The sequence below is a fragment of the Streptomyces sp. NPDC111606 genome (assembly GCF_055656945.1).
In genome coordinates this window covers 381,206-400,945 of the sequence record NZ_JBVKBY010000003.1, presented here as the reverse complement: position 1 = coordinate 400,945, position 19,740 = coordinate 381,206, and the positions used below count along the sequence as shown (strand labels likewise).

The window sequence follows — 19,740 nt, the reverse complement described above, 5'->3', positions numbered from 1 at the left end:
GACTTCTACCTTCCCGCAGAGCGTTCCCGCGCACTACTGTGCGCCTTGCGCACAACCTGTCGGAACACCGCTGCACCGTTGTCTGTACAGGAGGAGCCATGCGTCGTCTGTCGGCCGGTCTCACCGCCGGCGCCCTGCTGCTCGTCGCGACGGCCTGTGGCTCGTCCGACGACGGTTCGCCGGACGCGGGCGCGTCGTCCGGCGGCGTCACCACCGTCAAGCTCGGAGTCATCCCGATCGTCGATGTCGCGCCGCTGTATCTCGGCCAGCAGAAGGGGCTGTTCGAAAAGCACGGCCTCAAGCTGGAGTTCACCGCCGCTCAGGGCGGCGCGGCGATCGTCCCCGGCGTGGCCAGCGGGCAGTTCCAGTTCGGGTTCAGCAACGTGACGTCTCTGATGGTCGCTCAGAGCAACGGCGTCCCCGTGAAGGCCGTCGCCAACGGCATCGCGTCGACCGGTGTGCGGGGAAAGGACTTCAACGGCCTCATGGTCAAGAAGGACAGCCCCGTCAAGTCGGCGAAGGAACTGGAGGGCAAGAAGGTCGCCATCAACACCCTGAAGAACATCAACGAGACCGCGGTGCGCCAGGCGGTGCGCGAGGCGGGCGGCGACCCGGACAAGGTGAACCTCGTCGAGATGCCCTTCGACCAGATGCCCGCCGCTCTCGACCAGGGCCAGATCGACGCCGCTTGCGTGGTCGAGCCGGCGACCGCCACCATCAGGAGCCAGGGCGGCCGCGAGATCGCCTCGCCCCTGATCGACGTCGCGCCGGAGCTCACCGTCGCGATGTACTTCACCTCCACGCAGTACGCGCAGCAGAACCCGGACGTGGTCAAGAAGTTCCAGGAGGCCACCGCCGAGTCCCTCGCCTACGCCGAGGCCCATCCGGACGAGGCGCGGCAGATCGTCACGACGTACACCAAGATCCCGGCGCCGGTGCTGGACCAGGTGATCCTGCCGAAGTGGCCCGCCGAGCCGAACCGTTCCTCCATCGAGGCCCTCATGAAGCTCGGCGAGGAGGACGGCCTGTTCAAGAAGACGCCCGACCTGGACGCCCTGCTGCCGTGAAGGGCGTGAACGTCGCACTCGGTGCGGCCGGCCTCGCGGCCTTCCTCGCCCTGGGCGAGGCGGTGCCGCGGCTCGGTCTGGTCAAGGAGGCCTACTTCCCGCCGACCAGCCGTATCGCGGGGGCGCTCGCGGACGAGGTCACCGACGCGGCCTTCTGGAGCGCCCTCGGCGACACGCTCAGCGGGTGGGCGCTGGGCCTGGCGATCGCGTCCTGCGCGGGCATCGTGGTGGGCGTGGTCGTCTCGGTCGTGCCGTATCTGCGCGAGGTGACGGCCTCCACGATCGAGTTCCTGCGCCCCATCCCGTCGGTGGCCCTGATCCCGCTCGCGGTGCTGCTGTACGGCACCGAACTGCGCTCGGTGCTGCTGCTCGTCGTCTACGCCTCGTTCTGGCAGGTGCTGATCCAGGTCCTGTACGGCGTCCAGGACGTCGACCCCGTCGCCGACGAGACGGCGCGGTCGTACGGCCTCGGCACCTGGGCGCGGATCCGGCATGTGCTGTGGCCGACCGCGCTGCCGTACGTCATGACCGGCGTGCGGCTGGCGGCGGCCGTCGCGCTGATCCTTGCCATCACCGCCGAACTCGTCATCGGTGCGCCGGGGTTGGGCAAGCTCATCGGGGTGGCGCAGGCCTCGCAGGCCGTGCCCGAGATGTACGCGCTGATCGTGGTGACCGGGCTGCTCGGGCTGCTGATCAACGTGGGCGCGCGGACGGTGGAGCGACGGGCGCTGGCCTGGCATCAGTCGGTGCGCGGGGAGGTGGCCGTGTGACGCGCGTACTGCTGCGGGTGGTGTTCGTGGGCGCGCTGCCGGCCGTCCTGGTCACGGTCTGGTGGGTGGCGTCGGCCGGCAGCAAGGACGTGTACTGGCCTCCCCTGCGGACGATCCTGGAGGCCTTCCCGGACGTATGGACGGCGGAGCGGCTGCGTGCGGACGTCCTGCCCAGCGTGCTGCGGCTGACGGGCGGCTACGTGTCGGCGGCCGTCGTGGGCGTGGCCCTCGGTACCGTCATCGGCTCCTACCGGCGGGTGCGGGCGGTGTGCGAGCCGGTCCTGGAGTTCCTGCGAGCGGTGCCGCCGCCGGTGCTGGTGCCGGTCATCATGCTGTTCGCGGGCATCGGCGACACCATGAAGGTCACGGTGATCGCGAGCGGCTGCGTGTGGCCGGTCCTGCTCAACACGGTCGAGGGCGTGCGGGCGGTGGACCCGGTGCTGGCGGAGACCGCACGGTCGTACGGCATCACGGGTGTGGCGCGGCTGCGGAAGGTGGTCCTGCGCTCGGCGAGCCCGCAGATCTTCGCGGGCCTGCGCCAGGCCCTGTCCATCGGCATCATCCTCATGGTGATCAGTGAGATGTTCGCCGCCAGCAACGGGCTCGGCTTCACCATCGTCCAGTTCCAGCGCGGTTTCGCGATCCCGGACATGTGGACCGGCATCCTCGTGCTCGGCCTGCTCGGCTTTGTGCTGTCGGTCCTCTTCCAGCTGGTCGAGCGGCGGGTGCTCGGCTGGTACCACGGTCTGCGCGCCTCGGCCCGGCGGTCGCCGTGAACCTCGTGAAAGGGCGGTCCATGCACGCGCTTCTTGCCGTATCCGGCCTGCGGAAGGTCTACGAGGGGTCGGGGCGGCGGGTGGAGGCGGTCCGCGACCTCACCTTCACCGTCGACGCCGGCGAACTGGTGTGTCTGGTCGGCCCGTCGGGCTGCGGCAAGACGACGCTGCTGAAGTGCATCGGCGGACTGCTCACGCCGACGGGCGGTGAGGTGCGCCTGGAACAGCGGAGGGTGACCGGGCCGCCGCCCGGGATGGCGTTCGTGTTCCAGGAGTACGGGCGCAGCCTCTTCCCTTGGATGCGGGTCGGCGAGAACGTCGAACTTGCGCTCAAACAGAAGGACTTGAGCAGGACACGGCGGCGCGAGCTGGTGCGGGACGCGCTGGAGTCGGTCGGGCTGGCGGATGCCGTCCAGGCCTATCCGTGGCAGCTGTCCGGCGGTATGCAGCAGCGGGTCGCCATCGCCCGGGCGCTGGCCTACGAGCCCCGTGTGCTGCTGATGGACGAGCCGTTCGCGGCGGTGGACGCGCAGACGCGGGCCGATCTGGAGGATCTGGTCTTGGGGCTGTGGCGGGAGCGCGGCATCACGATCCTGTTCGTCACCCATGACATCGACGAGGCCGTGTACCTGGGCGAGCGGGTCCTCGTCCTGTCCGCGTCGCCCACCGTCGTCCAGGAGCAGCTGAAGGTCGATCTGCCCGCCGAGCGCGACCAGTTGCACACCCGGGTGGATCCGCGCTTCGCCGAGCTGCGTACGCATGTGTACGAGCAGATCCAGGCGGCGAAGCGCGGAACGCCTCAGGACGCGGTGCCGGAGACGGTCAGGACAGATACGCCTCCACCTCGCTGAACTGGGCTGCGGGCCATCCCGTGTTGGCGGTGACGTGCAGCCGCAGGTGGCGCAGGTTCGTGCCGCTCGGCAGGGAGACGGTGACGGTGTTGCCGGTGGCCGGGTCGAAGCGGTAGTCCTTCGCCGCGACCACGGTCGAGTACGTCGAGCCGTCCGTGCTGCCCTGCACCGACAGTGTCTGGGTGCGGGCCTGCCAGGCCGGCTGCGGCGGCAGCTTCAGCACCAGCCGGCGGACGGCCTCCGCGGTGCCGAGGTCGACCGTCCAGGACTGCGGGAAGGCGTTGTTGGCGGACTCCCAGTAGCTGTTCGCGTCACCGTCGGCCGCCCTGCCGGGCGTGTGGACGTCCTGCGAGCCGGTGGCCGAGGCCGGGCGGCCCTTGGCGAGGTTGCGGGCCGGGTCGGGGTCGGGGTTGCCCTGGCCGGGCTGCGGCCAGGTCGAGCAGTCGGACCAGGCGCTGCTCCAGCCGGAGTTGCCGCCGCCGTCGGTGAGGGTGAAGGTGCCGGAGCCGGACGGGTAGGGGCAGTTGTAGATGCCCGCGGCGCCTACGCCGGAGGCCGTGACGTTGCGGAAGGTGGCGGCACCCGGGGTCTCGGCCTGGACGACGACCGTGCCCGTGTTGCGCACGGTCGCGCCCTCGACGGTGATGTTCTTGGCCGCGAAGCCACGCCCGCTGCCCGAGACGAACTCGAAGGCGCTGTACGGGCTGTCCGTGATGGTGGTGTCGGTGATCCGGACGTTCGCCTCGATGGCGCTGTCGTAGGAGTCGACGCGCAGGGCGCCCATCGGATGGTTCCAGTTGGGGTTCATCGCGCCCGTGCGGACCAGCATGTTGCCGTCGACGGTGATCGTGCCGGCCAGCGGGTGGAAAGGGTCCAGGAACTTCTGGTTGGAGATCGCGATGCCGCTGCCCAGGGCGTTGGTGTCCGAGATCAGGTTGTCCTTGACGGTGATGTCGGTGCCGCCGTAGATCGCGATGCCGTTGGCGAGGTTCGGCTGCGTGATCGTGTTGCTCTCGAAACTGCTGTCGGTGTCCGGCGCGTACAGCGACCACATGGCGAGCGCGTCGTCGCCCTGGTTGCGCAGGAAGTTGTGCCGGACGCGGACACCGCGGGCGTTGCCGTTGAGGTTGAGTCCGTCGGCGGTCATGTCGAGGAAGCGGTTGTTCTCGACGACGAGGTTGTCGTTGTTGCCCATCAGCCAGAGGCCGACCTTGAGGTGCTGGAGCCACATGCCGGAGACGGAACTCCCCGGCCCCAGCGAGCCGTTGACGAAGTTGTCGGGGTTGGAGTCGACCCGCTCGGTGACCTCGCCGATCACCGCGAAGTCCTTGATGTGGACCTTCCCGGAGGAGCTGGACTGGTCGATGAAGCGGGAGCTGCGCACGATCGAGTGCCAGTGCCCGGCGCCCTGGAGGGTCACGTTCTGCACACCGTTCAGGGACAAGGTCAGCCGGTACTCGCCCGGCGGGATCCACACCACCCCGCCCTGCGCGGCGGCGATGGCCTCGCGGAAGGCCTGGGTCGAGTCGCCCTGGCCGCTGGGGTCGGCGCCCTTGGAGGTGACGGACACCGATCCGGCGGGCTGCCCCGTCGGAGCCGCGGCCTGCTCGAAGTCGGCTACGTCGACGGTCACCTGGGTGCCCGTCGCCTGGAAGGCCACCTTGTCGCCCCCCTGCACGTTCCGGCCGAGCAGCAACCGGGCGTTGTCGTAGAAGTGGTGCGTCTTGGCGCCCGGGATCCAGCCGGTGTCGACGTAGGAGTACTTGGCGGTGACCGCGAGGGTCTTCGCGATCTTCTGGCCGTTGACGTACACGTCCAGGGTGCCGGACTGGCCGTCGGGGACGCTGTAGGCGACGTTCACGGCGTTGGCGGCCCGCGGGACCGTGAACTCGACGCGCTGACCGGCGGTGAGGCGTACGGCCTGGCGTCCGGAGGCCTCGGAGGCGAGGGTGCCCTGGGTGTGGTCGGGGCCGATCCTGGCGCCGGTCGTGGTGGCGGACTCGGCCTCGACCGAGGTGAAGGGCAGGGTGGCGCCGGCGGCCGCGTGGGCGGCGGGAGCCATCGCGGTGAGCAGACCACCGGCGAGGGCGACGACCATGGCGGCCGATGCCGCTACTGTCATGGGCCTGACAGATCTGTGCGTGTACTGCTGCATGTGCTGATCCCTTCGTGGTGGGGGTACGGGGATGAGCGGGCCGCGGTGTCAGGCGCGCAGCCAGACCGCGGTGTCCTTGGGCAGCCGCCCCTCGATGTCCAAAGGGCCGCTGCCGAGCAGGAGTTCGGTGTGGGCGGGCAGGTCGGCGGGCGCGTCGGCGAGGTTCACCACGCAGGTCGCGCCCCGCGCTCGGGTGAAGGCGAGCACGCCGTCCGGTGCGGGCAACCAGGTCAGCGGGCCGTCGCCGAACGCCGGCCGGAGCTCGATCGCACGGCGGTGGAGAGCGAGCATCGAACCGGGATCCGCCGCCTGTCGGTCGGCGGCGTACGCGGCCCAGTCGGCGGGCTGCGGCAGCCACGGCTCCTCGCGTGAGCCGAAGCCCGCGTACGGCGCCTCGGCCGCCCACGGCAACGGCACCCGGCAGCCGTCCCGGCCCGGATCGATGCCACCGGAGCGGGTGTGCATGGGGTCCTGGATGCGGTCGCGGGGGATGTCGGCCTCGGGCAGGCCGAGCTCCTCGCCCTGGTAGACGTAGACGGCTCCGGGCAGGGCGAGCGACAGCAGTGCGGCCGCCCTGGCCCGGAGGGTGCCGAGGGTGAGGTCCGTCGGGGTCCCGAAGGCCTTGGTGGCGAAGTCGAAGCCGGTGTCGGCACGGCCGTATCGGGTGACCGTGCGGGTCACGTCGTGGTTGCACAGCACCCAGGTCGCGGGGGCGCCGACGGGGGCGTGCTCGGCGAGCGTCTCGTCGATGGCTGCGCGCAGCCGCCCGGCGTCCCAGGGGCAGGTCATGAACGAGAAGTTGAAGGCGGTGTGGAGTTCGTCGGGGCGCAGGTAGCGGGCGAAGCGTTCGGTGTCGGGGAGCCAGACCTCGCCGACGAAGATGCCGCCGTACTCGTCCGCGATGGCGCGCCAGGAGCGGTAGACGTCGTGGAGTTCGTCGCGGTCGACGTACGGGTGCGGCACCTCGCCCTCGACGAAGTCCGGCAGGTCCGGGTCCTTGACCAGGAGGGCGGCCGAGTCGATGCGGACGCCGGCGACACCGCGCTCGAACCAGAAGCGCAGGATGTCCTCGTGTTCCTGGCGCACGGCCGGGTGGGACCAGTCGAGGTCGGGCTGCTCGGGGGCGAAGAGATGGAGGTACCAGTCGCCGTCGGGCAACCGGCTCCAGGCGGGGCCGCCGAACTCGGACCGCCAGTCGTTGGGCGGGAGTTCGCCGTGCGGGCCGCGTCCCGGGCGGAAGTGGAACAGCGCGCGCTCCGGGCCGCCGGCGAGGGCCGCACGGAACCACGGGTGCTGGTCGGAGACATGGTTGGGCACGATGTCGACGATGGTGCGGATGCCCAGTTCACGGGCCTCGGCAATGAGCTTCTCCGCCTCGGCGAGGGTGCCGAACGCCGGGTCGACGGCGCGGTAGTCGGCGACGTCGTAGCCGCCGTCCTTCATCGGGGAGACGTACCAGGGCGTGAACCACAGTGCGTCCACGCCGAGTTCGGCGAGGTACGGCAGCCGGGCGCGGACGCCCGTGAGGTCGCCGGTGCCGTCGCCGTCGCCGTCCGCGAAGCTGCGGACGTACACCTGGTAGATGACGGCGGAGCGCCACCACTGTGGGGAGGCGTGACGGGGCTGTGCCACGGTGCGGCCCTTTCTGTCGGAAGGAGGAGGACGTCCTGGGGACCTCAGCCCTTGCTGCTGCCCGCGCCGATCCCGGCGATGATGTGCCGCTGGAAGACCAGGAACATGGCGACCATGGGGATGCTGGCGATCACCATGGAGGCGATGAGCACGGTCAGCGTGATGTTCTGCGACAGCTGGACGAGTGCGACGCTGATCGGCTGCTTGTCGGTGTCGGAGAAGACCATCAGCGGCCAGAGGAAGTCCTGCCAGACGGCCACCAGAGCGAAGATCGAGACGACCCCCAGGACCGGCCGGGACATCGGCAGCACGATCGACCACAGGGTGCGCAGCTTCCCGGCGCCGTCGATCTCGGCGGCCTCCAGGACATCGCGCGGGAGCTGGTCGAAGAACCGCTTCAGCAGATAGAGGTTGAAGGCGTTGGCGACGGCCGGCAGCCAGATGGCCAGGGGGTCGTTGAGCAGGCCGAGGTCCGCCACCGTCAGGTATTTCGGCACGACCAGGGCCTGGGCCGGCACCATCAGCGTGGCGAGGATGCCGCCGAGGACCACCTTGCCGAATACCGGCCGCAGCTTGGACAGCGCATAGGCCGCGGCCGTGCAGAACACCAGCTGGAACACCCAGGCACCGGCGGCCTGGACCACCGTGTTCCACAGATGGGTCGGGAGCCGCATGAGGTCCCAGGCGTCCGTGTATCCGCTGAGGTGCCACTGCTCGGGGACGACGGTGGGCGGCGTGCGCGCCACCTCGTCCGGTGACTTCATCGCGCCCGTCGCCATCCAGTAGACGGGGAAGAGGAAGGCCAGCGCGAACAGCAGCACGGTGCCGGTGAAGACGGACCAGTAGACGGCCTTGCCGCGGGGGCGGGCCAGGGTCGCCGGGGAGACGAGGGTCCGGGTGGTCATGCGCCCTCCCCTTCGGTGCGCGTCAGACGCAGGTATATGGCGGAGAAGGCGCCGAGGAGCACGAGGAGCATGACGCTCAGCGCGCAGGCGCCGCCGAAGTCGTTGTAGAGGAAGGCGTACTTGTAGATCAGGTAGAGGACGGTCACCGTGGCGTTCTCGGGACCGCCGCCCGTGATCACGAACGGTTCGGTGAAGACCTGCATCGTGGCGATGATCTGAAGGAGCATCAGCATCAGGATGACGAAGCGGGTCTGCGGGATCGTGACGTGGCGGATGCGTTGCAGCAGGCTCGCGCCGTCGAGCTCGGCCGCCTCGTACAGCTCCCCCGGGATGGACTGGAGCGCCGCGAGGTAGATCAGGACGGTGCCGCCCATGTTGGCCCAGGTGGCCACGATCACCAGCGAGACGAGCGCGGTGTCGGCGCCGTTGGACCAGTTCGAGGTGGGCAGATGCAGGAAGCGCAGCGCCTCGTTGGCGAGGCCGGTGCCGGGGTCGTAGAACCACTTCCACAGCAGGGCGCTGACCACCGGCGGGATCATCACCGGCAGATAGACGACGACCCGGAAGAACGCCTTGGCGTGCCGCAACTCGTTGAGGACCAGGGCGAGTACGAAGGGGATCGCGAAGCCGATCAGCAGCGCGAGCAGCGTGAAGGTGAGGGTGTTGCGCCAGGCCGCGGCGAACTCCGGGTCGGCGAAGACGCGGGTGAAGTTGGCGGTGCCGACCCATTCGGGGTCGCTGCCGGGCGTGTATTTCTGGAAGGCGATCACGACGGCGCGGATCGCCGGGTACCAGGAGAAGAGGGCGAAGCAGACCAGGCCGCCGAGGAGGAAGCCGTAGGCACGCACCTGGTCGGTGCGGCGGCGCCGCCTCCGGTCCCTTGCCGGGGGCGGCGCCTGCATCGGGCGGACCGCCGCCTTCTCGACGGTCCGGCGCTGAGCCGTCCTGGTCATGGCCCGTCAGCCTCGCGCCAGGATGCCGTCGATCTTCCCTGAGGCGTCCTTCAGGAGCTGGTCGATGTCGGCGTCCTTCTTGGTGAGGACGGCGGAGACGACCCCGTCGAGGACGGAGTAGATCTGCTGGGCGCCGGGCGGCTCGATCTTCATGTCGAGGCTCTGGTTGCCGTCGAGGAACGCCTGGTAGTTCTCCACCGGTACGTTCGCGTTGGCTCCCTTGACCTGCTGGTCCTTGGCGTCGGCGGCACCGGAGAACAGGCGCGGTTCGGGCAGTCCGACGGGGGCGTCGTTCTTCTTGGCGCGGGCGTAGTCGCCGAGGAAGCCGTCTCCGGGGGTGAGGAACATGTGGTCCAGCCACTTCAGTCCGGCGCGGATCTGCTCGGGGCTCGCCTTCTTGTTGAACATGTAGCCGTCGCCGCCGATGAGCGTGCCCTTGCCGCCGGGCATGGGGGCGAGGGCGAGGTCCTTGTAGTCGCCGCCCTTCTCCTTGACCAGGATCGGGATGTTGTCGGGTGCCGAGAGGTACATGCCGAGCTTGCCGGAGCCCATCATCTGCTGGACGTCGTTGATGACGAGGAGCTGCTTGCTGCCCATCGAGTTGTCGGTCCAGCGCATGTCGTGCAGGTTCTGCAGCACGGCGCGGCCCTCGGGGGTGTCGATCGTGGCCTTCCTGCCGTCGGCGCTCACCACGTCCCCGCCGTGGGAGTAGAGCTCGGCGGTGAAGTGCCAGCCCCCTTGGTTCTGGGCGCTGTAGTCGGCGTATCCGACGGTGCCGTTGCCGAGGGCGGCTATCTTCTTGGCCGCGGCGCGCAGCTCCTCCCAGGTCGTGGGGGGCTTCTCGGCGTCGAGACCGGCCTCGGTGAAGAGCTTCTTGTTGTAGATCAGGCCCATCGAGTAGCCGGTGCGCGGGATGCCGTAGACCTTGCCGTCGACGGTGTAGATGTCGCGCAGCTGCTGCTGGATGGTCTCGTAGCTCTTCAACTCCTTGAGGTACGGCGTGAGATCGGCCGCCTGGTTGATGTCGACGACGTGCCTGGCATCCGTGAAGTACGTGTAGAAGACGTCCTCCATCTGCCCGCCGGCGAGCTTGGCGTCGAAGGTCTTCGGGTCCTGGCAGGGGAACGCGTCATGGGCCACGACGTCGATGTCCGGGTTCTGCTTCTCGAAGGACGCGATGTCCTGCTCGAAGAACCGGCGGTCGACCTTGGCGCTCTTGGGCGGCATGCAGTTGACCGTGATGCGGGTCTTTCCGCTCGCCGAGTCGTCGCTCGACCCGCAGGCGGAGACGGCCAGGGCGAGGGAGCAGACGCTCAGCGCGGCAAAGGTACGGCGGAACCCGGTGCTTCTCATCGGTGGACCCCTCTGGGCAGGAGCGGTGGGCGCCGCACACTCAAGCACCGCCGACATCGGTCCGCAAGATGTCGCGTGAGATTTGAAATTTTTTAACAGCTCAATGAATGCCCAGAACTGCGGAGCGGATGTCAGGCGCGAGGCGCCTGCGCCGTCGATCCCCGGACCACCAGTTCCGGCTCGAAGAGCAGCTCCTCCGCCGGTACGGCGCTCCCCGCGATCTGCGCGTTCAGCAGTTCCACGGCCGCCCGCCCCATGGCCTCGATGGGCTGGCGGACGGTGGTGAGGGGAGGCTCCGTGCAGTTCATGAACGCCGAGTCGTCGTAACCGACCACGGAAATCTGTGACGGTACGTCAAGTCCCTTGCGGCGAGCGGCCCTGACCGCACCGAGCGCGAGCGGGTCGCTGGCGCAGATGATGCCGGTGACACCTCGGTCGATCAGCCGGGAGGCGGCGGCGTGACCGCCCTCGATCGAGAAGATGGCCCGGGCCACGTGCTCCTCGGGCAGCTCCCCGGCGACACCCCGCGCGGCGGCCAGTTTGCGCGCCGACGGCACGTGGTCGCCCGGCCCGAGCACCAGCCCGATGCGCTCGTGGCCCAGCGAGGCCAGATGCCGCCAGGCCTGCTCGACGGCCACGGCGTCGTCGCAGGACACGGCCGGGAAGCCCAGGTGCTCGATGGCCGCGTTGACCAGCACGACGGGGATGTTGCGGTCGGCGAGCTCCTTGTAGTGGTCGTGCGGCGCGTCGGCCTGGGCGTACAGCCCGCCGGCGAAGACGACGCCGGAGACTTGCTGTTGCAGCAGCAGCGCGACATAGTCGGCCTCGGAGACCCCGCCCTTGGTCTGCGTGCACAGCACCGGCGTCAGTCCGAGCTGGGCGAGCGCCCCGCCGATCACTTCGGCGAACGCCGGGAAGATCGGGTTCTGCAGCTCGGGGAGGACCAGGCCGACGAGCCGGGCGCGTTCCCCGCGCAGTTGCGTGGGCCGCTCGTAGCCGAGGACGTCCAGAGCCGAGAGCACCGCCTGCCGGGTGGCCTCGGAGACGCCGGGCTTGTCGTTGAGCACCCGGCTGACCGTGGCCTCGCTGACCCCGACCTTCTTCGCCACTTCCGCAAGTCGTCGCGTCATGCACGCAAGAATAGCGCAAATGATGCAAGCTGCTTGCGTTGTGGTGGCTGCTATTTCTTCGCGGCCCACAGTCCGCGAACGTGGCCCAGGTGGCGGGTCATCACCTCGCGCACGGCCTTCTCGTCGCGGGCGATCAGCGCGTCGAGGAGTTCGAGGTGTTCCTCGGCGGAGGCCAGCAGTCGGCCGACCTGGACGAGCGCGGTCAGGCCGTACAGACGGGAGCGCTTGCGGAGGTCGCCGACGACCTCGACAAGGTGGGCGTTGCCGGCGAGGGCGAGCAGGCCGAGGTGGAAGCGGGTGTCGGCCTCGACGTAGGCGATGAGATCACCGGAGACCGCGGCCTGGACGATCTCTTCGGCCGCCGGGCGCAGCGCCTCCAGGGAGACCTTGTCGGCGGTCCTGGCCAGTTCGACCACCGTGGGGATCTCGATGAGCGCCCGGATGTGGGTGTATTCGTCGAGCTGCTTCTCGGAGACCGCGGTGACCCGGAAGCCCTTGTTGGGGACGGTGTCGACCAGGCCCTCCTTGGCCAGGTCCAGCATGGCCTCGCGCACCGGGGTCGCCGAGACGCCGAAGCGGGCGGCGAGCGTGGGCGCCGAGTACACCTCGCCCGGGCGCAGTTCTCCGGCGATCAGCGCGGCCCGCAGGGCGTCGGCGACGCGCTCCCGGTAGCTGCTCTTCTTGCCGCCCAGGGAGGGCAGCGCCGGGCCGGCTCCGGCGGGCGGGGCGCTGGTGCGCTGGGCGGCCATGACTCTCCTAGCTGTGCAATGTCACGCGTTACACGGCACATTATCGTCGACGTTCAGAGCACGAACCCGGCCGGGAACGGGTCCGACGGATCGAGCAGATACTGCGCCGTGCCCGTGATCCACGCCCGGCCGGTGAAGCTCGGCAGGACGGCCGGGCGGCCCGCGACCTCGGTGGTGCCGAGGAGGCGGCCCGTGAAGTGGGTGCCGATGAACGACTCGTTCACGAACTCGGTGTGCAGCGGGAGTTCACCGCGCGCGTGCAGCTGCGCCATGCGCGCGCTGGTGCCCGTGCCGCAGGGTGAGCGGTCGAACCAGCCCGGGTGGATGGCCATCGCGTGCCGGGAGTGGCGGGCGGTCGCGCCGGGAGCGATCAGGTGGACGTGGTGGCAGCCGCGGATGGAGGGGTTCTCGGGGTGGACGGGCTCCTCCTCGGCGTTGATCGCCGCCATGAGGGAGAGACCGGCCTGCAGGATGTCGTCCTTGCGGGAGCGGTCGAAGGGCAGCCCGAACTGCTCCAGCGGCAGGATGGCGTAGAAGTTGCCGCCGTATGCCATGTCGTATGTCACCGTGCGCCCGTCGGCCAGGGTGATCTTGCGGTCGAGGGCGACGGAGAAGGACGGCACGTTCTGGAGGGTGACCGCCTTCGCGGCGCCGTCCTCCACGGCCACCTCGGCGACGACCGGGCCCGCCGGGGTGTCCAGCCGGATCGTGGTGACCGGCTCGACGACCTCGACCATGCCGGTCTCGACGAGCACGGTCGCCACACCGATCGTGCCGTGCCCGCACATCGGCAGATAGCCGGAGACCTCGATATAGATGACGCCCCAGTCGCAGTCGGGGCGGGTGGGCGGCTGGAGGATCGCGCCGCTCATCGCCGAGTGGCCGCGCGGCTCGTTCATCAGGAACTGCTTGACAGCGTCGCGGTGCTCACGGAAGTACAGGCGCCGCTCGTTCATGGTCGCGCCCGGGATCGTGCCGATGCCGCCGGTGATCACTCGGGTGGGCATGCCCTCCGTGTGCGAGTCGACGGCGTGCAGGACGAGTTTGCTGCGCATGATCGGGTCTCCTCCGGCGTGTTACGCGAGCCCTGCCGCGACGGCCTTCTCGGTTGCGGCGCGGATCGCAGCCTCCTGCTCCGGCAGTAGCGGCACCCGCGGTGGACGGCAGCGTCCCCCGTGGCGGCCCACGACGTCCATGGACAGCTTGATCGCCTGCACGAACTCGACCTTGGAGTCCCAGCGCAGCAGCTCGTGCAGCTGCGTGTAGAGCTGCTTGGCGGTGGCGAGGTCGCCGCCGGCGGCCGCGCGGTACAGCTCCACCGTGGACCTCGGCAGCGCGTTCGGGTAGCCGGCGACCCAGCCCTTGGCGCCGGCGATCGCCAGCTCCAGCAGGACGTCGTCGGCGCCGATCAGCAGGTCGAGTTCCGGGGCGAGTTCGGCGAGCCGGTAAGCGCGGCGGACGTCGCCGGAGAACTCCTTGACCGCCTGGATGTAGCCCTCACCGTGCAGCTTCGCGAGCAGTTCGGGTACGAGGTCGACCTTGGTGTCGATGGGGTTGTTGTACGCCACGACCGGGATGCCGGCCTTGGCGACCTCCGCGTAGTGCAACAGCACCGACCGCTCGTCGGCACGGTAGGCGTTGGGCGGCAGCAGCATCACGGACTCGCAGCCCGCGTCACGGGCCTGTTCGGCCCAGCGGCGGGACTCGGCCGAGCCGTAGGCGGCCACACCCGGCATCACCCGCGAGCCGCCGATCGCGGCGACGGCTGTCTCCACGACCTTCGCCCGCTCCTCGGGCGTGAGGACCTGGTACTCCCCGAGGGAGCCGTTCGGTACGACGCCGTCACAGCCGTTCTCGACCAGCCAGGCGCAGTGCTCGGCGTACGTGCCGTGGTCGACACGGAGGTCGTCGTCGAGCGGGAGCGCGGTGGCGACGAGGACTCCGCGCCAGGGACGGTGGTCGGTCATGAGGTTCCTCTCCGAGTGGCGTTGTCGTGTTGCCGGGCGAGTACGCCGAGCGGCACGGGACGGGCGAACGGCCGCCGGGACGGGGTGAGTTCGCATCCGGTGAGCCCGGCGACCGCAGGACCGCACACGCGTCCCTGGCACCAGCCCATTCCGGCCCGGGTCAGCAGTTTCACGGTGCGGACGTCGCCCGCCCCGAGTTCTTCCACGGCCTCGCGCACGGCACCGGCGGTGACCTCCTCGCAGCGGCAGACGAGGGTGTCGTCGGTGACCTGGTCGCTCCAGTGCGCGGGCGGCGGGTAGGCGGCGTCGAGGGCGGCGGCGAGCTTGCGAAGTCCGGTACGGGACTTGGCGGCCGCCGCCCACCGCGCGGGGTCGGGTTCGGTGCCCTTGAGGTGTGCGGCGGCGGAGAGTCCGGCGATGTGGCCCTCGGCGAGGGCGAGGGCAGAGCCGCCGACGCCGGTGGACTCCCCCGCCGCCCACACCCCGGGCACGTCCGTGCGCTGCTCGTCGTCCACGGCGACCGCCGGCCCCTCCAGGCGGCAGCCGAGGGTCTCGGCGAGGTCGGTGTGCGGGAGCATGCCGTGTCCGACGGCGAGGGTGTCGCAGGGCAGGTGCCGCTCGGTTCCGGGCCGGACGCGCCCGTCGGCGTCGAGGGCGGCGACGGTGACCCCGGTGAGCCGGTCGTCGCCGTGGGCGCGGACGACCGTGTGCCGGGCGAGGAGTCGGACGCGGTGGCGCAGGAGGCGGGCCGCGTATCCGGCGCCCTCGGGCAGCTTGGCGGCCAGCGCCCGACCGTGCCGTACGAGGGACTTGGGGTCGGCGGCCTCGACGAGCGCCGCGATCTCGACGCCCGCCGCGGCGAGCCCGGTCGCCACGGGCAGCAGCAGCGGCCCGGTCCCGGCGACGACCGCCGTGCGCCCCGGCGCCACGAGCCCGCCCTTGAGCATCGCCTGCGCGCCGCCGGCGGTGACGACGCCGGGCAGGGTCCAGCCGGGGAAGGGAAGCACCCGCTCGTAGCCGCCGGTGGCGAGGAGTACGGCGCGGGCGTGCACTGCGGCCGGCTCCCGTTGCTCGGGGCCGAGCAGGGCGTGCACGGTGAAGCCCTCGGAGTCCCGTTCCACGCCCCAGACATGATGATCCGTCAGGAATCGCACGTCACTGCGGGCCAGACCGTCCCGCAGCCGCTCCCAGGTGCGCCACTGATGGTGCAGGGCCTGCGCGCGGCGGGCGCGGAGTGCGGGCGCGGGCTGCCGGTAGAACTGCCCGCCCGCCTCCGCCGCCGAGTCGACGAGCGCGACCCGTACGCCCTGCGCGGCGGCCGCCAGCGCCGCGGCGAGGCCTGCCGGGCCCGCGCCGATCACCGCGAGTTCAGTCATCGTGGCCCGTCCCCTCCTGCGTCCGGATCGTGTCGCCCGGGTGCAGCGGCACCAGGCAGGCCCGTTGGTTCGGGCGGTCGTTGACGGTGACCAGGCAGTCGAAGCAGACGCCGATGCCACAGAAGACGCCGCGTGGGCGGCCCTCGCCCCGGGTGGTCCGCCAGGAGGTGATCCCGGCCGCCCAGAGTGCGGCCGCGACCGTCTGCCCGGGCAGTGCCTCGATCTCGCGGCCGTCCAGGCTGACCGTGAAGGCCGGGCCCGGCTGTGCGTCGGCGAGCTCCAGAGGGGTTCTCATGCGGCCTCCTCGGCGAAGCGGTCGGGACGGAACGGCGTCAGGTCCAGGTCGGGGGTCTTCGCGGTCAGGGCCTGTGCGATCAAGTGGCCGGTGCCGGTGGCCAGTCCGATGCCTGCGCCCTCGTGGCCGCAGGCGTGGTGCAGTCCGGGGACCCGCGGGTCGGGGCCGACAGCCGGCAGGTGGTCGGGCATGTACGGGCGGAAACCCAGGTAGGCGCGCATGGCATGGACATCGGCGAGGAACGGGAACAGCCGTGTCGCGCCCGCCGCCAGCGCCCGTACGACGGGCAGCGAGAAGGTCCGGTCGAAGCCGACGCGTTCCCGGCTCGCGCCGATCAGGATCGGGCCCGCCGCCGTGCCCTCGACGACCGGTGAGGTCTGCAGCGCGGCCGAGTCGCTGGCGACGTCGGCCACGTAGTCGGCGGCGTACACCTTGTGGCGGACCAGGCGCGGCAGCGGTTCGGTGACGAGGACGAAGCCGCGTCTCGGGAGGACGGGGAGGTGGGCGCCCGCCAGGGCGGCGAGTTCGCCGCCCCAGGTACCGGCCGCGTTGACGACGGCCGGGGCGTGGATGTCGCCCTTGTCCGTGCGGACTCCCCGTACGGCGCCGTCCGGCGTGCGCAGGACGTCCGTCACGGTCCGGTCTGTGAGCAGACGGGCGCCCGAGGCGCGGACCAGGTGGGCGGCGGCCAGGGCGGGCATGACCTGGCAGTCCTGGGGATAGTGGACGGCGCCCGGCAGGCCGGGGGCCAGGTGGGGTTCGAGGTCGTACAGGCGGTCGCCCGCGACCGGCTCGGCGAGGACTCCGGCGGCCCGCTGCCCGTCGGCGAACCGCTCCAGCGCCGTGAGCCCGGCCGGGGACGAGGCCACGACGACGCCGCCCTTCGCCTCGTACTCGACGGCCGGCCCGAACTCCTGCGCCAGCTCGCCCCACAGACGGCCGGACAGCAGCGCGAGATCGAGCTCGGGGCCCGGCTCCTTGTCGGAGACCAGGAGGTTGCCCTCGCCGGCGCCGGTGGTGCCGCCGGCCACCGGGCCGCGGTCGACGAGGATCACGGCGAGGCCCGCCCGGTCCGCGAACAGTGCGCAGGCCGCGCCCACCATCCCGGCTCCGACGACCACGACGTCGCAGGTCAGTCGCTCGCTCACGTCAGTACTATGTCACACACCACCCTGCGACGGAACAGGGCCGACGACGTCTCCCTGCCGGAATTCGGCTGACGGGGCGCCGCCGGCGACCTGAACGCCGACGGTGCCCCGTTCAGTCCTCGGGGGCGGGCACCACGCGCAGGTGGGCCGCGGCGGCTCGGGCCCCACGAACCCTCGGCCGGTCGCGGCGCACCTCGCGCAGGACCAGCGTCAGCCGGGTGTAGCCCAGCTCCTGAAGGGTCCGAGGCGTCTCGTCGACGACCCGGCAGTCGGTGGCTCCCCAGCGCGGGTCGGGGTGCAGCAGCGGCCTTACGGCTCCGTCCAGTTCGGCCGCCCGCTCGCCGACCGCGCGGATCCAGTGCGGCAGGCCCTGCCGGTAGGCGGCCTCCATGATCGGGTCCTGGGCGATCTCCCGGCGGATGGCCTGCACGCCGTGGTCATGGCCGTGCCGCTCCACGGCGGCCGCGAAGCGGGCCAGCATCGGCAGGCACCAGCTGGACTCGTGTTCACCGAGGACGGTGCTCGCGTCCGGGTGAAAGAGGACGAACCTGAGGAAGTTCTCGTCGGGCATGGCCGTCGGATGCGGGCCCACGCCGCGGAAAAGTGACGCGAAAGCGGTGTTCGCCAGAACGACGTCCCAGCGGTGGTCGACGATGACGGACGGGAAGGGCACGGCTTCGACGAGGGTGGCGTAGTCCCGCAGATACGCCTCGGCCTCGGGCCTCTCGAGGACGGGCCGCGGTACGGACCGCTGCCCACCTGCCTGATATGCCATCGGGAGGTCACCCCTCTTGCCTATGCGGCCTTCACGCGGCGCCTTGATCCTGCTGCCCGGGCCGGAGCGGTGTCAACTATCGTGGCATTCCGTGCCTGTTGACGGCTGAAATTGGCCACAGTTGTGGCGAGACCTGGATGTGAGTTCGAACTACCCGGTAATCTCCGTCCAGTTCACCGCGACCGCTTGTGAGAAGCCTGTGAGAGCTTTAGGAGATCTGTCGGTGACGGATGGCATCGAGGGTCCGGGCGTCATACCGACGGCTGAGCTGCCGGCCGTCGTCGCTCGCGTCACCGCGCTCGCCGACCGGCTCGGCGTACCGCACGCGGAGGTCTTCGACACCGGCCGTCTGTGTGTGGCCTGCGGTGTCCCGGAGCCCGTGGTCAAGGCGCTGCTGAGCGGCCGCCCGGCGGGAGAGCCCGACGTACAGGCACGGTTCCTGCAGCGACTCGACCTTCTGCGCCGCACCCGCGTCAAGCCGAACGGCCGCAGGTACACCCAGCAGGAGATCGCCGACGGCGCGGGCATGTCACGGCAGCAGGCCGGCGCCCTCATCAACGGCGACCGGCGCCCCACCATGGAGCACTGCGACGCGATCCAGCGCTTCTTCCGCGTCCACGCCGGATTCCTCACGGCCGAGGACCCCGAGGCGCTCGCGGGCGCTCTCCAGCGCACCGAGCAGGACCTGCTGCACAAGCTCGCGCAGCGCGAGGCGGCGCAGGCCGCCGAGGACCCGCTGGAGAGACTGCTCCAGGACCACGGGGTGCGCGGCATCGCCTGGCGGGCCGCCCAACTGCCCACCGACCAGCATCGCGACAAGGTCGCGGAGTGGCTGGACATGCTCTTGGAAAGCGTCAAGCGGCCCGAGTCGTGATCCGGAGGGGAAAACCGGGGGGAGAACGGGAGAACTGTGGGCATCGGTAGGGAAATGCGCCGCCTGTGCGGAGAGTTGGTCGCGGAGCTGACGCTCCCCGCACCCTCGCCGCCCGAGAAGCTGTACAGCGCCCTGTGCGGCGCGATGAGCAGACGCCGCGGCCGGCCCGTCCACTTCCGTACGGCCGCCTTCCCGCCCGGCACCGCCAGCGGACTGTGGCTCGACATGGCCGACCAGGACCTCGTCGTGATCGAGGAACGCACCGCGCCCGACCATCAGCTGGTCATCCTCGGCCACGAGCTGTGGCACATGAAGGCCGGGCACTGCAGCCACAGCGTCGAGGGCGCCAGTGTGGCCGCCCGCCTCCTCGACGACAACGCCGATCTGCACTCGACGATCCTGAAGGTCGCCGCCCGCAGCCACTTCGACCAGGCGGAGGAGAAGGAGGCCGAGACCTTCGGACTGCTGCTGGCCAGCAAGTGCCGTACGTGGCTGGCCGTTTCCTCGGTGCGCGGGCAGCGGGACCATCTGGCGGGGCGGATCGAGGCGTCACTGGGCTATCTCGGCCCGCAGGGCTGATCGAGGGAACGTCGGGCCCACGTCCGGGCGGTGGACAAGCCCGATTGTCAGTGGTGGACGGCAAGCTGGTGGTGCGCCCTCATGTGCGGGCGTGACGCGATGACGCCGATCCGGGGAGAGCCGACCGATGCACACCGCCGTACTGACCGACCGCGAGCGCACCGCCGTACAGGCCTACCTGCGGCTGTTGCACACCGTACGAGCCGCGTTCGACGGTCCTCCCGGCTCCCGCCGACCACCCGTCGTCCCGCCCGCCGTCCTCGCCGAGGCGGAACAGGCGCTGGCGGACGCCGGCCTGACGGGCAACGAGGAGGAGTTCTTCCGGCTGCTGCAGAGCTGGTGCCCGGCGGAGCCGTAGCTGATCCCGCGAGCGAGGCCGCGGGGG

The 19,740-nt window shown here is 70.7% G+C and carries 20 protein-coding genes; 7 read left to right on the top strand and 13 right to left on the bottom strand.

Annotated features, from left to right (window positions below; translation table 11 throughout):
* Positions 1 to 98: 98 nt before the first annotated feature.
* From ACZ7M7_RS13525 to ACZ7M7_RS13510, 4 genes are read left to right on the top strand one after another with little or no spacing between them, the layout of a single operon-like run.
* Complete coding sequence (locus ACZ7M7_RS13525; protein WP_472115889.1) at positions 99 to 1,067, top strand: ABC transporter substrate-binding protein; 969 nt, start codon at positions 99 to 101, stop codon at positions 1,065 to 1,067.
* On the top strand, positions 1,064 to 1,837 hold the full coding sequence (locus tag ACZ7M7_RS13520) for an ABC transporter permease (RefSeq protein WP_383622153.1): 774 nt from the start codon (positions 1,064 to 1,066) through the stop codon (positions 1,835 to 1,837). Before ACZ7M7_RS13525 ends, ACZ7M7_RS13520 begins: the two co-directional genes overlap by 4 nt.
* The gene (locus tag ACZ7M7_RS13515; RefSeq protein ID WP_472115886.1) at positions 1,834 to 2,613 is read left to right on the top strand and encodes an ABC transporter permease; all 780 of its coding nucleotides are present in this window, start codon (positions 1,834 to 1,836) and stop codon (positions 2,611 to 2,613) included. Before ACZ7M7_RS13520 ends, ACZ7M7_RS13515 begins: the two co-directional genes overlap by 4 nt.
* Positions 2,614 to 2,633: 20 nt before the next feature.
* Entirely contained in the window at positions 2,634 to 3,464 is an 831-nt protein-coding gene (locus ACZ7M7_RS13510) for an ABC transporter ATP-binding protein (RefSeq protein ID WP_472115883.1), read from the top strand.
* Here the strand turns inward: ACZ7M7_RS13510 and ACZ7M7_RS13505 are convergent.
* From ACZ7M7_RS13505 to ACZ7M7_RS13445, 13 genes are all read right to left on the bottom strand, one after another.
* Complete coding sequence (locus tag ACZ7M7_RS13505; protein WP_472115880.1) at positions 3,436 to 5,586, bottom strand: discoidin domain-containing protein; 2,151 nt, start codon at positions 5,584 to 5,586, stop codon at positions 3,436 to 3,438. The genes ACZ7M7_RS13510 and ACZ7M7_RS13505 overlap by 29 nt on opposite strands.
* 81 nt (positions 5,587 to 5,667) lie before the next feature.
* Positions 5,668 to 7,251, bottom strand: a complete 1,584-nt coding sequence (locus ACZ7M7_RS13500) for a glycoside hydrolase family 13 protein (RefSeq protein WP_472115877.1) — start codon at positions 7,249 to 7,251, stop codon at positions 5,668 to 5,670.
* 44 nt (positions 7,252 to 7,295) lie between these two features.
* Positions 7,296 to 8,156 carry a carbohydrate ABC transporter permease gene (locus tag ACZ7M7_RS13495; protein ID WP_472115874.1) on the bottom strand — a complete coding sequence of 287 codons (861 nt, stop codon included), beginning with the start codon at positions 8,154 to 8,156 and terminating at the stop codon, positions 7,296 to 7,298.
* Complete coding sequence (locus ACZ7M7_RS13490; RefSeq protein ID WP_472115871.1) at positions 8,153 to 9,109, bottom strand: carbohydrate ABC transporter permease; 957 nt, start codon at positions 9,107 to 9,109, stop codon at positions 8,153 to 8,155. The genes ACZ7M7_RS13495 and ACZ7M7_RS13490 overlap by 4 nt, the downstream gene beginning before the upstream one ends.
* Positions 9,110 to 9,115: 6 nt before the next feature.
* Complete coding sequence (locus ACZ7M7_RS13485; protein WP_472115869.1) at positions 9,116 to 10,462, bottom strand: ABC transporter substrate-binding protein; 1,347 nt, start codon at positions 10,460 to 10,462, stop codon at positions 9,116 to 9,118.
* A gap of 131 nt (positions 10,463 to 10,593) precedes the next feature.
* On the bottom strand, positions 10,594 to 11,592 hold the full coding sequence (locus ACZ7M7_RS13480; protein WP_383600686.1) for a LacI family DNA-binding transcriptional regulator: 999 nt from the start codon (positions 11,590 to 11,592) through the stop codon (positions 10,594 to 10,596).
* 50 nt (positions 11,593 to 11,642) lie between these two features.
* Positions 11,643 to 12,341: a GntR family transcriptional regulator gene (locus ACZ7M7_RS13475; protein ID WP_472115866.1), complete on the bottom strand. Its 699-nt coding sequence runs from the start codon at positions 12,339 to 12,341 to the stop codon at positions 11,643 to 11,645.
* A gap of 53 nt (positions 12,342 to 12,394) precedes the next feature.
* On the bottom strand, positions 12,395 to 13,396 hold the full coding sequence (locus tag ACZ7M7_RS13470; RefSeq protein ID WP_472115863.1) for a proline racemase family protein: 1,002 nt from the start codon (positions 13,394 to 13,396) through the stop codon (positions 12,395 to 12,397).
* Positions 13,397 to 13,417: 21 nt separating this feature from the next.
* Positions 13,418 to 14,308: a dihydrodipicolinate synthase family protein gene (locus ACZ7M7_RS13465; RefSeq protein ID WP_472115861.1), complete on the bottom strand. Its 891-nt coding sequence runs from the start codon at positions 14,306 to 14,308 to the stop codon at positions 13,418 to 13,420.
* Positions 14,305 to 15,684, bottom strand: a complete 1,380-nt coding sequence (locus tag ACZ7M7_RS13460; protein ID WP_472115858.1) for an FAD/NAD(P)-dependent oxidoreductase — start codon at positions 15,682 to 15,684, stop codon at positions 14,305 to 14,307. Before ACZ7M7_RS13460 ends, ACZ7M7_RS13465 begins: the two co-directional genes overlap by 4 nt.
* Positions 15,677 to 15,979, bottom strand: coding sequence for a (2Fe-2S)-binding protein (locus ACZ7M7_RS13455; protein ID WP_383600700.1), 303 nt, complete (start codon positions 15,977 to 15,979; stop codon positions 15,677 to 15,679). The genes ACZ7M7_RS13460 and ACZ7M7_RS13455 overlap by 8 nt, the downstream gene beginning before the upstream one ends.
* Entirely contained in the window at positions 15,976 to 17,127 is a 1,152-nt protein-coding gene (locus tag ACZ7M7_RS13450; RefSeq protein ID WP_472115855.1) for an NAD(P)/FAD-dependent oxidoreductase, read from the bottom strand. The genes ACZ7M7_RS13455 and ACZ7M7_RS13450 overlap by 4 nt, the downstream gene beginning before the upstream one ends.
* A 112-nt stretch (positions 17,128 to 17,239) precedes the next feature.
* Positions 17,240 to 17,902 (bottom strand): MmyB family transcriptional regulator, encoded by a 663-nt coding sequence (locus ACZ7M7_RS13445; protein WP_383622177.1) that lies wholly within the window; start codon positions 17,900 to 17,902, stop codon positions 17,240 to 17,242.
* A gap of 223 nt (positions 17,903 to 18,125) precedes the next feature.
* Here ACZ7M7_RS13445 and ACZ7M7_RS13440 point away from each other — a divergent pair, with 223 nt between their 5' ends.
* From ACZ7M7_RS13440 to ACZ7M7_RS13430, 3 genes are all read left to right on the top strand, one after another.
* Entirely contained in the window at positions 18,126 to 18,776 is a 651-nt protein-coding gene (locus tag ACZ7M7_RS13440) for a helix-turn-helix domain-containing protein (RefSeq protein ID WP_383600708.1), read from the top strand.
* 54 nt (positions 18,777 to 18,830) lie between these two features.
* A complete protein-coding gene (locus tag ACZ7M7_RS13435) occupies positions 18,831 to 19,355 on the top strand; it encodes a toxin-antitoxin system, toxin component (protein WP_383601203.1) in 525 nt (174 codons plus the stop codon).
* A gap of 127 nt (positions 19,356 to 19,482) precedes the next feature.
* Entirely contained in the window at positions 19,483 to 19,713 is a 231-nt protein-coding gene (locus tag ACZ7M7_RS13430) for a hypothetical protein (RefSeq protein ID WP_369274664.1), read from the top strand.
* The last annotated feature ends 27 nt before the right edge of the window (positions 19,714 to 19,740 follow it).

Excerpts from the sequence above, each read along its gene's own strand:
- ACZ7M7_RS13465 (WP_472115861.1), bottom strand. The coding sequence starts at position 14,308 with ATGACCGACCACCGTCCCTGGCGCGGAGTCCTCGTCGCCACCGCGCTC.
- ACZ7M7_RS13445 (WP_383622177.1), bottom strand. The coding sequence starts at position 17,902 with ATGGCATATCAGGCAGGTGGGCAGCGGTCCGTACCGCGGCCCGTCCTC.
- ACZ7M7_RS13505 (WP_472115880.1), bottom strand. The coding sequence starts at position 5,586 with ATGACAGTAGCGGCATCGGCCGCCATGGTCGTCGCCCTCGCCGGTGGT.
- ACZ7M7_RS13460 (WP_472115858.1), bottom strand. The coding sequence starts at position 15,684 with ATGACTGAACTCGCGGTGATCGGCGCGGGCCCGGCAGGCCTCGCCGCG.
- ACZ7M7_RS13485 (WP_472115869.1), bottom strand. The coding sequence starts at position 10,462 with ATGAGAAGCACCGGGTTCCGCCGTACCTTTGCCGCGCTGAGCGTCTGC.
- ACZ7M7_RS13495 (WP_472115874.1), bottom strand. The coding sequence starts at position 8,156 with ATGACCACCCGGACCCTCGTCTCCCCGGCGACCCTGGCCCGCCCCCGC.
- ACZ7M7_RS13490 (WP_472115871.1), bottom strand. The coding sequence starts at position 9,109 with ATGACCAGGACGGCTCAGCGCCGGACCGTCGAGAAGGCGGCGGTCCGC.
- ACZ7M7_RS13470 (WP_472115863.1), bottom strand. The coding sequence starts at position 13,396 with ATGCGCAGCAAACTCGTCCTGCACGCCGTCGACTCGCACACGGAGGGC.
- ACZ7M7_RS13510 (WP_472115883.1), top strand. The coding sequence starts at position 2,634 with ATGCACGCGCTTCTTGCCGTATCCGGCCTGCGGAAGGTCTACGAGGGG.
- ACZ7M7_RS13455 (WP_383600700.1), bottom strand. The coding sequence starts at position 15,979 with ATGAGAACCCCTCTGGAGCTCGCCGACGCACAGCCGGGCCCGGCCTTC.
- ACZ7M7_RS13480 (WP_383600686.1), bottom strand. The coding sequence starts at position 11,592 with ATGACGCGACGACTTGCGGAAGTGGCGAAGAAGGTCGGGGTCAGCGAG.
- ACZ7M7_RS13435 (WP_383601203.1), top strand. The coding sequence starts at position 18,831 with ATGCGCCGCCTGTGCGGAGAGTTGGTCGCGGAGCTGACGCTCCCCGCA.
- ACZ7M7_RS13475 (WP_472115866.1), bottom strand. The coding sequence starts at position 12,341 with ATGGCCGCCCAGCGCACCAGCGCCCCGCCCGCCGGAGCCGGCCCGGCG.
- ACZ7M7_RS13525 (WP_472115889.1), top strand. The coding sequence starts at position 99 with ATGCGTCGTCTGTCGGCCGGTCTCACCGCCGGCGCCCTGCTGCTCGTC.
- ACZ7M7_RS13430 (WP_369274664.1), top strand. The coding sequence starts at position 19,483 with ATGCACACCGCCGTACTGACCGACCGCGAGCGCACCGCCGTACAGGCC.